The organism is Neobacillus sp. DZ-9 (genome assembly GCF_059587065.1).
This window is the reverse complement of sequence record NZ_JCAIOL010000026.1, coordinates 1-15,204: the sequence shown is the minus strand read 5'-3', so window position 1 is coordinate 15,204 and position 15,204 is coordinate 1. Positions and strand designations below refer to the sequence as shown.

The window sequence follows — 15,204 nt, the reverse complement described above, 5'->3', positions numbered from 1 at the left end:
TTGATAGGTCAGAGGTGGAAGCGCGGTGACGTGTGGAGCTGACTGATACTAATCGTTCGAGGACTTAACCAAGTCATATGAACATATGAAGGTGAACTCGTTTTTACAAACTTCTTCTGCATTATCTAGTTTTGAGGGAATGAACCCTTAAAATACAAGTCTGGTAATTATGGCGAGAAGGTCACACCCGTTCCCATACCGAACACGGAAGTTAAGCTTCTCAGCGCCGATGGTAGTTGGGGCACGCGCCCCTGTGAGAGTAGGACGTTGCCAGGCTGTATCAATTTATTAATATCGTCGCGGGGTGGAGCAGTCTGGTAGCTCGTCGGGCTCATAACCCGAAGGTCGTAGGTTCAAATCCTGCCCCCGCAATATAGTATAAAAACGCTTATATAAGCGTTTTTTTTTGTACTTTTTAACTTAGCAATCCCTAATCTAACTATTATTTTCAAAATCTTATTATAAAACGAAAAAAGAATCTGATTTGTTTCCACAAGAAAGATTGTGAGGTGTTGTACTTAAAGTAACAGGTGCAAGAGTTAAAGATTGGGATGGCTGCGGCGATCCCCTTTTTTATTGCACTAACAGGGCAGTTTTGTGGAAGAGTAGTGTTTAACTTGTGTTCAACAATTGGCCATTTAATGAAATATGACTTCTAAACGGGACTAGAAAATTATGTTAATAATGGTGTGAGATTATGAATAAATGTAACTTAAAGGGAGGATTTAGTTATAACGAAAGCGATCAACGGTTGGCAGAATTCGTCCGCGAGCTTTACAAGGATATCCAAGAGAATGAACCAGTAATTTCTTAGGAGGGTTGTGATCAACATCAAGATTAGGAATTTTTATTATCTGATTGCAGGCGTTCTTGCGATGCTGTTTGCCGTCACGCATGCATGGAACGGGCAATCCGCTGTGCTGCCGACGCTCGACATTAGGACGATGTCCTCGGATACCCGGACGGTATTCACGTATGTTTGGCACATTATAACGGCGGAAAATCTGGTCTTCGGCATCGCATTCATTTTTATGTCATTCCAAAGTGATCGATCGAAGATCCGTTTTGCCGCATGGATGATCGCGGCGATCCTGATCGTCCGACTGATGGTCATTCTTGGTGTAACGGCATTACTTGACGCTTCGGCTCTTACGGATACATTTGTAGATTCTATTGCTATCGTAATCTATGTCGCCTTGATCATACTGGGCACAACTATGAAGAAAAAACAGTCCGCTGGTTAGCACTACAGTACCAGAGATGTCCGAAAGTGGTTTTAAAATAAAGTCACGATGTTTGTAAAAAAGATACGATACTTTACCCCTTTGGATATGCTTTGTCTAAAGGGTCTTTTTATGTTAAAAATAACATAACTTTATTCCGCAATAGGGCGCTTTTCTTGAATAAGAAGGCGTCTTTTTGTATTGTACTGGATTCTGGAACAACACTTATTAGGGATTGGAGTTATAATTAAGGTGTAGAAGAGATTGTAAGGATCACACTTAAACTATCGGGTGCTTATGTTAAAGATGGGGTTACTGAGGTAGTCCTTTTTCTTATTCGACTAACGAGGCAGTTTACTTCAAGAAGAAATCCAGGACTAGGCTCTTTTATTTTAAAAACAAAAAGCACCAAGTAGGTGCGAATTGATAAGCATTTTACTTTACATTTTTAGCTGTAAATTCACTTTTTGTAGTACGGAACGGAACCCGTTACCTTCAGTTTTTATGGTACTTACTCCTAATCAAATAAAATGAATTTTATCCTCATGTCTATGGTGCACATTATTTACTGATTCTCACTTAATTCTAGCTCCTTTATAGTTTTGCCATCTGTTGTTAGTCGATATAATCCGAAAACAACTGGATTAATTTGTACCCAGCCTACACTCAATAGCTCCTTGAGTGCTTGTTGTACGTCGGATAAATTCCCCGATGCTTTCGGAAGGTGATTAGCAATCTGTATCGGTGTCTGCCATTCAGTGGTTAATGATAGCAACACGATTCGTTGTTTTGGGGTCATGTTCATATTTTCTTCCTTCCTATTAAGGCTACATTATATCCTGAAAGTTACCTCAGCTTCTTTTGATCCATTCCCAGCCCTGTTCATCAGTCTATAGCCTGTAAGCCAAATTGCCACCCCGGTTCCCCACAATATCAGGGCTGAGCCAAAACCGATAGATGTCCACCAAAACATAATTTGATGATTCTTCCAGGTTACTATAACAGGTAAAGTAAGCAGTGTGATTGCCGAAAGCAAACAAAGGAGTGAACCCGAAATATAATGGATCTTGACCTGAAAAAGGTACGCTAGTGGAAAGAAATGAGCACCGACTATAAGAGCCATCATAGGGACAAACAAATCCAAGTGATTAGTAAACACACAAATTGCAGCGTCGGCAGCAATCAACACACCTTCTAAACCAAATATAATGCCGAACCACCTATTATTTCGTTTCCAACGATGTAAATCCTCTTCCCCCATCTCGTTTGATAACCTTTTTGACTTCATTATTAATACGATTCCTCCAATTAGAAGTATAACGCCAATCAACAGAGATAAGATCAACAGCCAGAGAGATCCCCAGCCCTGCAGTCCTTTAATTCCAATTCCTGCCCACAGAGTACCGAAAAATGCCATGAAGATAACTCCAGAAGCTGTTCCACGTATAGCAGCTCTAGGAATAATGGTTTGGGACATATCATGAACCCTCCTCTTTTCCATTTCATTCTAAAAGGCTAAAAGACGCTCGATATTATAGGAAATTTTACCATAATAAAGAAAATCATTAAATAGTGTTTTTATGTTTTGGGGTAATGATTTGTAACCTTACTTTACTGCGATTTGTAAAATGAAGAAGCTCAGAACGTTGTTTTCCCTTAATAAACCTTTTCGAGGGAATATGTAAAATTTATCCAATAATAAATTTAAAAAAGAAGGAGGTGTGACCATGGAGTCGGAATATATAAGGGACTATGTCATGTACACAGCGATATTCGGTATGTTTAGTTTTGTTTGGTTCGGGTGCTTGAGTTGAGTAAGGCATGACTACTGCTGCAGCCTTTTTTATGGGACTAATGGGAAGGTTAGTGAAAAGCTAATTGTATATAATATTATTACTCAAAACACGACCAATGATTTAGCGGTATTTACTATTAAACCATAAAGGAGTGCTGGTATATTGAAGAAATTTGTATGTATGATCTGTTTCCCTCTAATTTTACTAGCAAGTTGTTCTCAAGTCGTTGGTATGCATAATAAAGGATTAGAGAAATCTATAAGTTCTGCTTTGGAGAAAAAAAGCGTGACGGAAATCAATTTTAATTCTCTAACGGATTTCGATTGGGAGAAAGCATATTTAATAACCCCTTACACCGACCAAGAAACCATAAGTAAGCAATTGGGCGTTAAATTTAAAGGTTCACCTAATATGGCTCTTCGTGATGATATATATTTGCTTGTATTTCTTAATAAGAATAAAGTTGTTCAGTATGTCAAAATACCAACTAAATATGGACAGTTGTTGCACGGAAATAAAGATGGTTTTACTCCTTCAAATGCCATCATAAAGATACAAAAAAATTAGAAATTTGATGCCAAAGGGGCATCTTATAAATATGAGTTCAATAACGTCAATAATTTTTCAAAAATTACATGCATTTTTAATAAATTTGGAATAATACAGTACAGGAGGTGTGATGATGTCTAATCCTTTTGAAGCGATTTGGAACACGCTGAAAATTTCTATTGATACAACAAACGAACCCAAGTCACCTTTACATATCATTGAAGCTGGAGACTGTTGGACCTATTTTACTTTAATGGAAGAGTTTATACGGTATGAGGAAATGGGATTAAATACGACTACTGATGATGAAGTCAGAGAAATGTTAACAGATGTAGTTCGGATATGTGAATCGCAAGTTACAAAATTAAGTAATTTTATGAAAAAAGAAGGAATTCCTTTACCGGATGTATCATCATCAAAACCAAACTCTGACCCAAATGATATTCCTTTAGGTGTAAAGTTAACGGATAATGAACTCGCAAATGGTATAGCATTCAAATTAGTTACATGTTTACAAGCATGTTCTAAGGGACAAGCTGATTCTGTTCGAAATGATGTCGGCTTGTTGTGGTTACAAAACTATCTAGAATGGGTAACGTTTGGAACAACTTTAAAAACACTTATGCGTAAACGAGGGTGGCTAAAAATACCGCCATATTACTATCCTCCAGGTGCACCACGATAACAAAAACCAACTCAAACCTTAAGAGTTGGTTTTTAATTTTTACTTTATGAGTTGTTTCAAAGTACTCTTCCTAATTTAATTATACCATTTAAAAAATGGAAAATATAGACTTTTTATTCTCGTTTACTACTGCTAAAATCAATAGAACCTTAATGGTTAGGAGAGATGTAGAATGAGTTCTTTGGTTCTCGATTTTCAGGAAATGGAAAAAACGCAGCTTTTGCTCGTTGGCGGTAAAGGGGTCAATTTAGGGGAATTATCAAAAATTGAAGGAATACAAGTACCAGAAGGATTTTGTGTTACAACAGTAGGATATCAAAAAGCCATCGAACAAAACGAAAGGTATCATGCCTTGTTGGATCAACTAACACTACTCAAAGTAGAGGATCGAAATCAAATTGCTGAAATCAGCAGGAAGATTCGACAAATCCTTATGGAAGTAGAAATTCCTTCCGATGTTGCGTGCGCAGTTGCTGACTATCTCTCCCAGTTTGGCGATGAACATGCTTATGCAGTGCGTTCTAGTGCGACCGCTGAAGATTTGCCACATGCCTCTTTTGCTGGTCAACAAGACACCTATTTAAATATCATCGGAAAAGAAGCCATCTTGGAGCATATCAGAAAATGTTGGGCTTCTCTTTTTACGGATCGAGCGGTAATATACCGAATACAAAATAGATTTGACCACAGACAAGTTTATTTATCCGTTATCGTTCAAAGGATGGTTTTCCCGCAGGCTTCAGGGATTTTATTTACCGCTGATCCGATTTCCTCTAACCGAAAGCTGCTCTCCATCGATGCCGGTTTTGGGCTTGGAGAAGCACTGGTCTCTGGCTTGGTATCTGCCGATTGTTATAAAGTACAGGAAGATAAAATCGCAGATAAGATGATCGCAACCAAAAAATTGGCTATCTATGGACGAAAAGAAGGCGGAACCGAGACCGTGCCGATCGATCCTGATCAACAAAAGACTCAAACACTTACTGACCAACAAATTTTACAACTAGCACGCATTGGAAGACAGATTGAAGCTTATTTTGGCTGCCCACAAGATATCGAATGGTGTTTGGTTGATGATACTTTTTATATTGTCCAGAGTCGGCCAATCACTACTTTATTCCCGATCCCTGAAGCGAATGATCAAGAAAATCACGTCTATGTATCAGTCGGTCATCAACAAATGATGACCGACCCCATGAAGCCATTGGGACTGTCTTTTTTCCTGTTAACGACTCCTGCACCGATGCGTAAAGCTGGCGGCAGGCTGTTTGTTGATGTCACACCTCATCTGGCTTCACCAGTTAGCAGAGAAATGTTATTAAAAACCATGGAACAACATGATCCGCTTATGAAAGACGCACTTATGACCGTAGTAGAACGAGGAGATTTTATAAAATCGTTACAAAATGATGAGAAAGCACCGAGTCCCCGCAAAAACAATGCAGATATGCTGGCAGGAATCGAAAACAATCCGTCAATCGTTGCTGATTTGATCAAGAGTACTCAAACATCGATAGAAGAGTTAAAACAAAACATCCAAACGAAATCAGGATCAGATTTATTTAATTTTATCTTGGATGATATCCAGCAATTAAGGAAGATCTTATTTAACCCACAGAGTTCGGCAGTATTTATGGCAGCTATGGATGCTTCATCATGGGTCAATGAAAACATAAATAGGTGGTTAGGTGAAAAAAACGTAGCAGACATACTTTCTCAATCTGTGCCAAACAATATTACTTCAGAAATGGGTCTGGCGCTGTTGGATGTCGCAGATGTGATCCGTCCTTATCCGGAAGTAATTGATTATTTACAACATGTAAAAGATGATAACTTTTTGGATGAACTGGTTCAGTTTGAAGGGGGACAAAAGACCCGGGACGCGATCGATACTTATCTCAACAAATACGGAATGCGATGTAGTGGAGAAATCGATCTTACTAAAACTCGGTGGACTGAAAAACCAATTACACTTGTCCCCATGATTCTGGGTAACATCAAAAACTTTGAGCCTAATGCCAGCAATCGGAAATTTGAGCAAGGACTACAGGAAGCTTTGAAAAAAGAACAAGAAGTATTAGAGCGATTGAAACAATTACCGGATGGTGAACAAAAAGCCAAAGAAACAAAACGCATGATCGACCTAATCAGAAATTTCATCGGTTACCGTGAATATCCAAAATACGGCATGGTTAGTCGCTACTTCGTTTATAAGCAGGCTTTACTGAAAGAAGCCGAACAACTCGCACAAGCGGGTGTTATTCATGAAAAAGAAGATATATACTATCTCACTTTTGAAGAACTTCACGAAGTTGAACGCACAAATAAACTGGATTACCAGATCATCAGCAAACGAAAAGATGAGTATAAATTTTTTGATAAACTAACTCCGCCACGTGTCATCACGTCTGATGGTGAAATTATTGCAGGTGAGTACAAACGAGAAAATCTCCCAGCCAATGCCATTGTTGGTCTTGCTGTTTCTTCTGGAATTATAGAGGGAAGAGCACGTGTCATCTTAAACATCGACGATGCTGATTTAGAAGATGGAGATATATTAGTCACCTCCTTTACTGACCCTAGCTGGACACCATTGTTTGTATCCATAAAAGGCCTAGTCACCGAAGTTGGCGGGCTGATGACCCATGGAGCAGTGATCGCACGTGAATATGGCTTACCGGCAGTGGTTGGGGTGGAAAATGCCACTAAACTGATAAAAGATGGGCAACGAATTCGCGTGCATGGAACAGAAGGGTATATCACAATTTTGTAATGAAAGTATAGGGCTGCCATTTTGGCAGCCTTTCTTAGCGAGTAAGCGATATTTTCCTTCGACATTTTGCCAACGAATTTTGATAGAAGAAGTGAGTATTGATGCGGGTAGAAGTCCGTTTTAATTAAACGTCTGATTAAAGGTGAAGAATCTGGAATCTTATTGAATTCTGTCAGTCTTATAAAAATTAGTCTTTTTTACAAGGATGATGCTGATTTTTCTGGTAATTCATAAACATTTTTCGATAGGTTTCCATCACATAAAACCTTCTATAGCGCGGTTATTAATGGTTTTAATCAAACGATTAATTAGTGTAGCACATAAGGAATTTCCCCGAAAATAATCGATTGGTGTGGAAAAACGATCGTTTTATTTATTTAATTTAAACCCTTGTACCTTTCAAATTGCATTGGACATGCATACCAATAGCATTAACTAATTCGGGAGGGGCAGAACATGAGTATCATCGTAGTTCCTAGAGATTTTCCTACGATTCAAGCAGCGGTATCGGCATCGCAGCCAGGTGATTTAGTTTTTATAAAAAAAGGAACGTATCATGAAAGTGTAAATGTATTTAAGAGAAGTATAGCGATTATCGGTGAGAAAGGAGCGACTCTGGAAGGGAATCATTCATTGCCTTTTGGATTTAGATTGGGTCAAACCTCCGAAAACCTAGCCTCTGGTATTGAAATAAAAGGTTTTACAATCCAAAATTACATTCAGAGTGGAATATCAATTGAATTTTGCGATTTTGCTTATTGTGTAGAGAATGTTATTAAAAATATCAATAATGATGGTATCGTTATTAACCAAAGCGTTGTCTTTACTAATAGTGCGACTCACTTATTTCAAAAAAATAAAATAACGAATATTGGTCAAAACGGAATAAACGTTACGGATCCTAACATCAATGTAATGATTCAAAATGAGATAAAAGACGTTGGAAAGAATGGCATCAATATAAATATTTCTCAATCTACTATTCCATCTAATCCTTTCAATTCAATCATTCAAAATAAGATACAAAAGGCCGGACAAAGTGGAATAGTTTCAGCCGAGCAGGCTTTTTCAGGGTTAATATTACAAAATGAAATTCAACATACTGGCAGTGATGGAATTTCTTTAAATAATGGAACAATGTCCATCATCGAAAATAATGTTTCAAAATCAAAAGGCAATGGAATAAGAGTAAATAATCCTTTTGGCTCGCTTTATCGGATGAATTTAAGTTTTTGGAACGCGGAAAGTGGCATTTCTATTATTTCTCCAGCTAATGTTCCAACTCAAGGATTTAATTATATTGAAGAAAATCGTCCATCTAACAATGGGAAAGATGGAATTCAGGTTAATCAAAACAACAATTTTATCATTAGAAATAAAGCGAATGAAAACGATGATGATGGAATTGATTTAGACTCTAATGATAATGAAGTGCTTGAGAATACTGCTTGCAATAATGGGAATCAGGATATCGAAAATAATGGCATGGGGAATTCATTTTTTAGAAATAAGGTTTGTGATCAGGATCAAAGCAGCAGTTAGTAAAAAAGCGAATCTAATCACATGTGAAAATTATATTAGAATAACTTTGTAATGAAATTATCATATTGCTGTGACGTGTTTGTTATACCTTTCTAGTATAGTGAAGTTATCAAATCACACTAGGAGGTAACAATCATGCTAAAGAAATTCATCGTAGCCTTTACCATTTTAGCTTCTTGTGGCTCTTTGTTCGCCGCCAAGGGTGAAAAAGCAGAAGCAGCTTATAACTATCATACAGCAGCCATTTCGATTGCGAAATCTAATATTGGAGTTCCATACCGATGGGGCGGGATGTCGCCAAGCGGTTTTGACTGTTCAGGTCTTGTGAAGTATTCTTACGGAAAAGCGGGAAGAACACTAAATCGCACTGCAGCCCAAATGTACTATGGAAATGGATATCGACCATCTAATTTGCAAATCGGTGATTTACTGTTCTACGGACCGACCAAAGCAAGTGCCCCAACCCATGTTGCCATCTATATCGGATACGGGAAAATGATTATGGCATCATCTTCAAAAGGGGTCATTATCACTTACACAAGCAACCCATATTGGCATGCTAGATATATTGGAGTAAAGCGTGTATAAAGATCATCGGTGCCGATGGTCTTTTTTTCATTTCATCGTATTTTTTCTTACCTTAAAAAACCTCTCCTAAAATAGAACGGACAGGCTATTTCGGCAGCCATTTTCTTATTCGACTAACGGGGCAGGATAGTTCAATAAGCAAAGTGTGTTTGGACTGTGCGGTATAATGAGAAAACATTATTAAATGAGTGGGAGAAATCATTTTGATAATAACTCAACAATGGAGTAAAGAAAATAATGATTATATAGGATTTGTTCATCGATTTTAGTAAAATAATACTATAATGGATAAATATATGATTAATCAAAGGAGACATTATGGAAATAAAATTAAGGAAACCCATCTTAGTAGGAACTATTTTTTATACAATTTTAATTTTATATTTTCTATTCTTTGCTTTTAATAGATTAGATAATAGATCAGATTATAGTGAATATGGATACACATTTATGCTTGTTCCAGAATCAGTCCCACTTTCATTCCCTAAACTAGCTTTTTCATGGTTATACGATTTAGGAAATATTGCTGCTTTTATCCCTTTTGGAATACTTATTCCTCTGTTGTATCGTGTGAGTTTTAGGAAATTCATCTCTTTGTTTGTCTTGTCAATCCTCTTTCTGGAAACTATACAGCCTTTAACTTATCTTGGCAGCTTTGATGTAGATGATGTTATATCCAATACATTAGGTGCAGCGATAGGTTTTATCGCCTATAGAGTTGGATTTTCTTCAAAAATGTCTTATAAAAAGCTTATTGCTTCAGCTCTATCTATTGGTGTTCTTCTAGTTGGGGTAATCGTGGTCTCGGAAACTATCAATTATGTTGTAGCGACAAGAGAAAGCCCGATTCAAGCATTACACGATGTGAAAGAAATGAATGGAACCATGCCTATGACTGAAAATCTTCCAAGTTTCACCGTAGCAGGCAAGAAAATAGAACCCAAAATGAACGTGTATAACAGTGAAGGTGATAAAAGCAAATCATACACTTACATCTTGGGGAACAAGAAAGATGTGACGTTCTATTCTTATTTTGGCATTCCAGACAAGGGAGATTCTAAGGGAGGACTCACTATATTGGTAGATGGAAACGAAAGAGTTCATTATCAGTACAATGAACAATATAATAAAGAAGCAGAACCTTTAAACATACCATTTTATGACAAGGTAAACGAAATTACGATTATCGTTTCCGGGAACGCTAAACTGTGGGACGTTGGATTCAGTGAAATGAAGCATTGGTGGGAGTGAAGAAAAAACAAACAAGCAACCAATGAAACCATGATAATCGCTGAAAGGCTGTCGAGAAAGTCTCGAGAGCCCTCTCTTAAGCTATAATTACTAAATTTACTATCGGCTCTTCAATTAGAAGTGGAACTACTTTCTTCATTTGTAAATCGTTCATTATTGTGAGTAATTCACTTAAACTAACGGGTGCAAGAGTTTAAGATCCAGCCGACATTTTTGGCGGCTTTCTTTGCTAACCTGGCAGTTTAGTTGCTTAAGAAATGTGATAATGAAAGAAAAAATCTCTTTGGTTTTTTACAGAAGAAAATTTAAGTTCTATAATGAGGTAATTACAAATTGTTTGGAGGGTTTCAAATGACAGCAGAACAAGTCATACCGTTTATTTCAGGGCAAAGGATTACTCCGTTTCTTACGTTTTGTGGCAATGCTGAGGAAGCAATGAATTATTATGTTCGCACTTTTCCGAATTCAAAACTAGTTTCTCTTCGAAGATATACAAAAGATGACAGAGGTGTAGAGGGGAAGGTTCTGAATGGCATTATCGAAATTTTAGGGCAGAATTTTATGGTTTTGGATATGGAAGAAGAATCTTGTCCTAAATTTACTTGGGCTGTTTCCTTTTACTTAGAATGCAATGACAACGCAGAGTTCGATTTAATTTTTGACGGTTTAAAGCGCGATGGGCAAGTGCTAATGGGTCCAGTAGAAATGAATGATTTTAGTAAGGTAACCTGGGTTACTGATAGTTTTGGTGTTACTTGGCAGCTAGTGTTAAGAAAATCTTAAACATTCGGCAGTAAGTTTTTGAATTTTTCCTTTTTCTGTTTGCTAAATATATTAATCGTATGACTAACGGGGTGCAAGAGTTTAAGATCAAGCTGCCATTTAAGGCGGCATTTCTTCTTGTGCTAACGTGACAGGTTAGTAAAGGAAGGAATTACATAATATTTACAGAAATATAATGTTTAAAATGAAAAGTTTGAGGAGGCAAGAAATGGAGATGTATATTGCAATTGGTATGATCGCTTTAGTAATCATACTTGCTTCAATAATTCGAACCTTCTTTAACAGGAAATGGAAATTAATTTACACTGCGTTTGGCAATGAGGAATACTTTAGGATAATAGCAATATTAAAAACGGAAGGGATCAAGTATAAAACTGAAACTCCATACATCTATGATAATCGAAATGACCGATTAAAGGATTTTACTCAATATGATATATATGTAAAAAAAGATAAAGAACATTTAGCTGTTAAGTCGTTGCAAAAAAGAAATTAATTAGAAAAACAAATGCTTAAACATTTAAAAAAAGGGATTTTTCTTATGGAGTGTTTTACCCTCGATCATTATTATCCTTATTAGTTTATTCTTACAAAAGGAGGCGCTAAGTTTCACCGAAATAGTAAAGGTTATTTTAGTTACATCAATGTTAGGCTTTTTAGTCGGCTCCATTATTGTTTTTATTAATAAATACCTTTATAAGAGAATTCAGAAACAATGAAGATCATCCTCATTGCTTCTGAGAAGTCTTTCTAATTAAAGATAGCTTTTGTCTTTGGGTATTAATTCGCTAGTTCATCCCGGTCTACAGCTAGGGGAGGTTCCTCTAGCCAGCCATTATCGATCATAATTTTGGCTCCGTCTTCAGCAAATGAAGCGATTTCTGCGGATAAGCGAACGTAATCGAGAGCCAAGTCTTTTCTTGTACAAGTTGCCATACTTGTTCCATAAAATCCAATACTTAATGCAGTTAAAGAAGTAGCCATACACATCATCATTTTATCTGAAAAGGGAGCTGCTTTTGAGTCAGTTACTTCAGTATCAAAAGACATTGGAACAGGTAAATGATCTTCTTCTAACACGGAACCAAAAACCTTAGTATGTTTGAAAGCAATATCCTTTCCCCTTACCATAAATTGCTTTACTTCTTTTAATTGTGCCACCTGACTCCATGCCATCATTACTGAGTGACCTAAAGCGTTTTTATGTAAATTCGCAAACAAATTTGTAATTTCAATAGCTGTTAAGGGTCTTTTAATCCCTAATAAACCTGACATAAAATTTGGACTTTTAACAAAGTGTACTTCATTTGATGGAATTAAATAAGCCGACCGAATGTATAAGCCTTTTGATAACAAAAGATTTTTCGAATTCGTATCAAATTCGTTCAGTTCCCTAACGCATTCAGCAAAATACCCATCTAAATCTGAACGAACAGCGAATGTTTTGGCTATAGCATAAAAACTAAGAGCCATTACACCCATATTATGGATTAAATGCAACATGAAACTATCTGAAAATAATCTTGGAGCGGCTACATTTACATCTTCTTCTACTGTAAAGCCACTGGGTATTGGATACCCCTCTTCTTGAAAAAACGCTGACAATTTGGCTAAATGAGTTTCCGCTAATTCTAATCCATGCTTATAAACCGAGCGTATTTCACTGTCTTCAACTATTTCTAAGAAGTATGTAAACAAGCATCTACTCATGCTGACATTCATATAAGCGGACCAAATTTGTGCAACTTCAGTAGCGGTCAATTTAGTGAAGTGTTCAGATTCCATTAACATGTGCTCCTTTGAAATAATTTATTTGGCTCTCAGCTAACTGAGTTTATTTTATGGTATTAACTATGAAGTATACTATTGAAGAAGTACAATTGTTCTATTTATTCGTATAATTCGTATGATATAAGGAATATAACGAATTGGAGGACGAAAAATGAAAGCAATTGTATACATAAAATACGGTCCCCCCGACGTTGGATGGTGAGCTCCAATTAGCGGATTACGTACATCAATCGGCGGATAGCGTGCTCCATTAACATCTAAAAATTTATAAAATTGAAATCCATTATATATGAAAGATATCAATTAACAAACAGGCTGCCAAAAATGCAGCCTAGTTCTTAGTGTGCCAGGCATGGCAACTATCTAGGTGGTGAAAGTCCACTGTGGGGGTACACATCGATCAACCACTAAGGAAGCGCAAGGTACTTATTGTGAGGTAAGGGCTGGAGGAAGCGTGGAATAAAATCTTGACTCGACGAACAGAAATCTGATACTAAGGCTCTATAAAGGGATTAGACTCCTAAGCAAGTTAAAGTCCAAAAGATGTGCGTAACTTTGTAGAGTAAATCAGGCGAGTAAAAGAGGAAAGATAGTTGTCTTACCCTGGGAGGTCTTGCGGATGTACAGAAGTACAGTCGAAAAAGGTTAGTCGCAAGAAGTCAGCAGAAGCCATAGTAATGAAATAATTTCATGAAGGGCTGAACAATTTATAGTGTTTCAACACCACGAATGCGTGAGTGACGAAAACTCCGAATGTGTTAATGGTAAAAGTATGAGCGTACCTCAAAGGATAACCAAAAGGGAGCTATCACTTACTACGTGAGAGGGAAGGAGAAACGAGTGTGGAACTTTTAGAACAAATCCTAAGTAATCAAAATATGAACGAAGCCTACCTACGTGTCTATAGAAACAAAGGCGCCAGTGGTGTTGATGGAGTAACAGTCGACGAACTAAAGCAATATCTGAAAGAGAACAAAGATGAGTTGCGTCAGCGCATTAGAACAAGAAAATACCAACCACAAGCTGCCTTAAGAGTGGAAATCCCAAAAGAAAACGGAAAGATGCGCAAATTGGGAATACCAACAGTAGTGGACAGAGTCGTTCAACAAGCCATTCATCAAGTTCTCAGTCCGATATTTGAAGAACAGTTCAGCGAATTTAGTTACGGTTTCAGACCCAAAAGAAGTTGTGAAATGGCGATTATTAAAAGCCTGGAATTTCTAAACGATAATCATGATTGGGTAGTCGACATTGACCTTGAAAGATTCTTCGATACCGTCCATCATGATAAACTCATGCGAATTATATCCAACACAATAAAAGATGGCGATGTCATCTCGTTAATCAGAAAATACTTAGTCAGTGGAGTCATGGTGAATGGGAAATATGAAGATACACCTGTCGGTACTCCGCAAGGAGGAAACCTCAGTCCACTATTGAGTAATATTATGTTAAACGAACTTGATAAGGAACTAGAGAAAAGAGGACTAAGGTTCGTGAGGTACGCTGATGATGCCCTTATCTTTGTGAAAAGTGAAAAAGCAGCGAACCGAGTAATGAATTCAATCGTGAGATTTATAGAAGAGAAATTAGGTCTGATAGTCAACGTAGAGAAAAGTAGAATTTCACGTCCAAAAGAATTAAAATTCTTAGGATTTGGGTATTATTACGACAGTAATAACAAGAGGTATCAAGTGAAACCTCATCCAAATTCGGTACAGAAGTTTCAAAGGAAGCTTCGACAACTGACAAAGCGAAACTGGAGTGTTCCACTAGATTACCGAATACTGAAATTGAAACAAGTAATATTTGGATGGGTAAACTACTTCAGAGTAGCAAACATGAAAAAAGTGACTGAACGATTAGACACAAAGCTTCGCTCCAGAATTAGGGTAATCATCTGGAAACAATGGAAAGTAGCGAAGAAACAAATTAAATCGCTTATTCAACTAGGGATTCCGGAGGAAGAAGCGAAAGGATTAACCTACTGTCGAAAAGGTTACCGATTCATAGGATTATCCAAAGTCGTCCAAAGAGCAATCTCAAACAAAAGACTAAAGCAGAGGGGAGTCCCCTCTGCTTTAGAACATTATCTAAAAGTACACACTGTGATATAAATTGAAACGCCGTATACGCGAACCGTACGTGAGTCTGTCTAACAATTAATTGTAAATTTATAAAGGTAGGAAATATTTCTGTTATTTTCGATAAAAACAATAAAGT

General features: G+C 37.1%; 13 protein-coding genes, 1 tRNA gene and 1 rRNA gene. 12 read left to right on the top strand and 3 right to left on the bottom strand.

Annotated features, from left to right (window positions below):
* Positions 1 to 159: 159 nt before the first annotated feature.
* The 3 genes from rrf to AC59HZ_RS30635 all read left to right on the top strand — a co-directional run bounded on the left by rrf (position 160) and on the right by AC59HZ_RS30635 (position 1,244).
* Positions 160 to 276 (top strand): 5S ribosomal RNA (gene rrf / locus AC59HZ_RS30645).
* A 22-nt stretch (positions 277 to 298) separates the two neighbouring features.
* Positions 299 to 372, top strand: a tRNA-Met gene (locus AC59HZ_RS30640).
* Between the two features lie 449 nt (positions 373 to 821).
* Positions 822 to 1,244, top strand: a complete 423-nt coding sequence (locus tag AC59HZ_RS30635; protein ID WP_496549489.1) for a hypothetical protein — start codon at positions 822 to 824, stop codon at positions 1,242 to 1,244.
* 544 nt (positions 1,245 to 1,788) lie between these two features.
* Here AC59HZ_RS30635 and AC59HZ_RS30630 read toward each other — a convergent pair.
* Together AC59HZ_RS30630 and AC59HZ_RS30625 are read right to left on the bottom strand one after the other, a co-directional pair.
* Positions 1,789 to 2,028: a hypothetical protein gene (locus tag AC59HZ_RS30630; RefSeq protein ID WP_496549488.1), complete on the bottom strand. Its 240-nt coding sequence runs from the start codon at positions 2,026 to 2,028 to the stop codon at positions 1,789 to 1,791.
* A gap of 27 nt (positions 2,029 to 2,055) precedes the next feature.
* Positions 2,056 to 2,700, bottom strand: coding sequence for a hypothetical protein (locus tag AC59HZ_RS30625; RefSeq protein WP_496549487.1), 645 nt, complete (start codon positions 2,698 to 2,700; stop codon positions 2,056 to 2,058).
* A gap of 481 nt (positions 2,701 to 3,181) precedes the next feature.
* On the opposite strand from AC59HZ_RS30625, the gene AC59HZ_RS30620 reads away from it, so the two are divergent.
* The 8 genes from AC59HZ_RS30620 to AC59HZ_RS30585 all read left to right on the top strand — a co-directional run bounded on the left by AC59HZ_RS30620 (position 3,182) and on the right by AC59HZ_RS30585 (position 11,686).
* Positions 3,182 to 3,586, top strand: a complete 405-nt coding sequence (locus tag AC59HZ_RS30620) for a hypothetical protein (protein WP_496549486.1) — start codon at positions 3,182 to 3,184, stop codon at positions 3,584 to 3,586.
* A 112-nt stretch (positions 3,587 to 3,698) separates the two neighbouring features.
* Entirely contained in the window at positions 3,699 to 4,253 is a 555-nt protein-coding gene (locus AC59HZ_RS30615) for a DUF3231 family protein (protein ID WP_496549485.1), read from the top strand.
* A gap of 172 nt (positions 4,254 to 4,425) precedes the next feature.
* On the top strand, positions 4,426 to 7,026 hold the full coding sequence (ppsA, locus tag AC59HZ_RS30610; protein WP_496549484.1) for a phosphoenolpyruvate synthase: 2,601 nt from the start codon (positions 4,426 to 4,428) through the stop codon (positions 7,024 to 7,026).
* A gap of 456 nt (positions 7,027 to 7,482) precedes the next feature.
* Positions 7,483 to 8,568 carry a right-handed parallel beta-helix repeat-containing protein gene (locus AC59HZ_RS30605; protein WP_496549483.1) on the top strand — a complete coding sequence of 362 codons (1,086 nt, stop codon included), beginning with the start codon at positions 7,483 to 7,485 and terminating at the stop codon, positions 8,566 to 8,568.
* A 135-nt stretch (positions 8,569 to 8,703) separates the two neighbouring features.
* Positions 8,704 to 9,156 carry a C40 family peptidase gene (locus tag AC59HZ_RS30600; RefSeq protein WP_289988611.1) on the top strand — a complete coding sequence of 151 codons (453 nt, stop codon included), beginning with the start codon at positions 8,704 to 8,706 and terminating at the stop codon, positions 9,154 to 9,156.
* Between the two features lie 318 nt (positions 9,157 to 9,474).
* Entirely contained in the window at positions 9,475 to 10,407 is a 933-nt protein-coding gene (locus AC59HZ_RS30595) for a VanZ family protein (protein ID WP_496549482.1), read from the top strand.
* A 351-nt stretch (positions 10,408 to 10,758) separates the two neighbouring features.
* Entirely contained in the window at positions 10,759 to 11,190 is a 432-nt protein-coding gene (locus tag AC59HZ_RS30590; RefSeq protein ID WP_496549481.1) for a VOC family protein, read from the top strand.
* Positions 11,191 to 11,398: 208 nt separating this feature from the next.
* Positions 11,399 to 11,686: a hypothetical protein gene (locus AC59HZ_RS30585; protein WP_496549480.1), complete on the top strand. Its 288-nt coding sequence runs from the start codon at positions 11,399 to 11,401 to the stop codon at positions 11,684 to 11,686.
* A gap of 284 nt (positions 11,687 to 11,970) precedes the next feature.
* Here AC59HZ_RS30585 and AC59HZ_RS30580 read toward each other — a convergent pair whose 3' ends face one another.
* Positions 11,971 to 12,975: a DUF3231 family protein gene (locus AC59HZ_RS30580; protein ID WP_496549479.1), complete on the bottom strand. Its 1,005-nt coding sequence runs from the start codon at positions 12,973 to 12,975 to the stop codon at positions 11,971 to 11,973.
* Between the two features lie 848 nt (positions 12,976 to 13,823).
* On the opposite strand from AC59HZ_RS30580, the gene ltrA reads away from it, so the two are divergent.
* On the top strand, positions 13,824 to 15,098 hold the full coding sequence (gene ltrA / locus AC59HZ_RS30575) for a group II intron reverse transcriptase/maturase (RefSeq protein ID WP_496549478.1): 1,275 nt from the start codon (positions 13,824 to 13,826) through the stop codon (positions 15,096 to 15,098).
* The last annotated feature ends 106 nt before the right edge of the window (positions 15,099 to 15,204 follow it).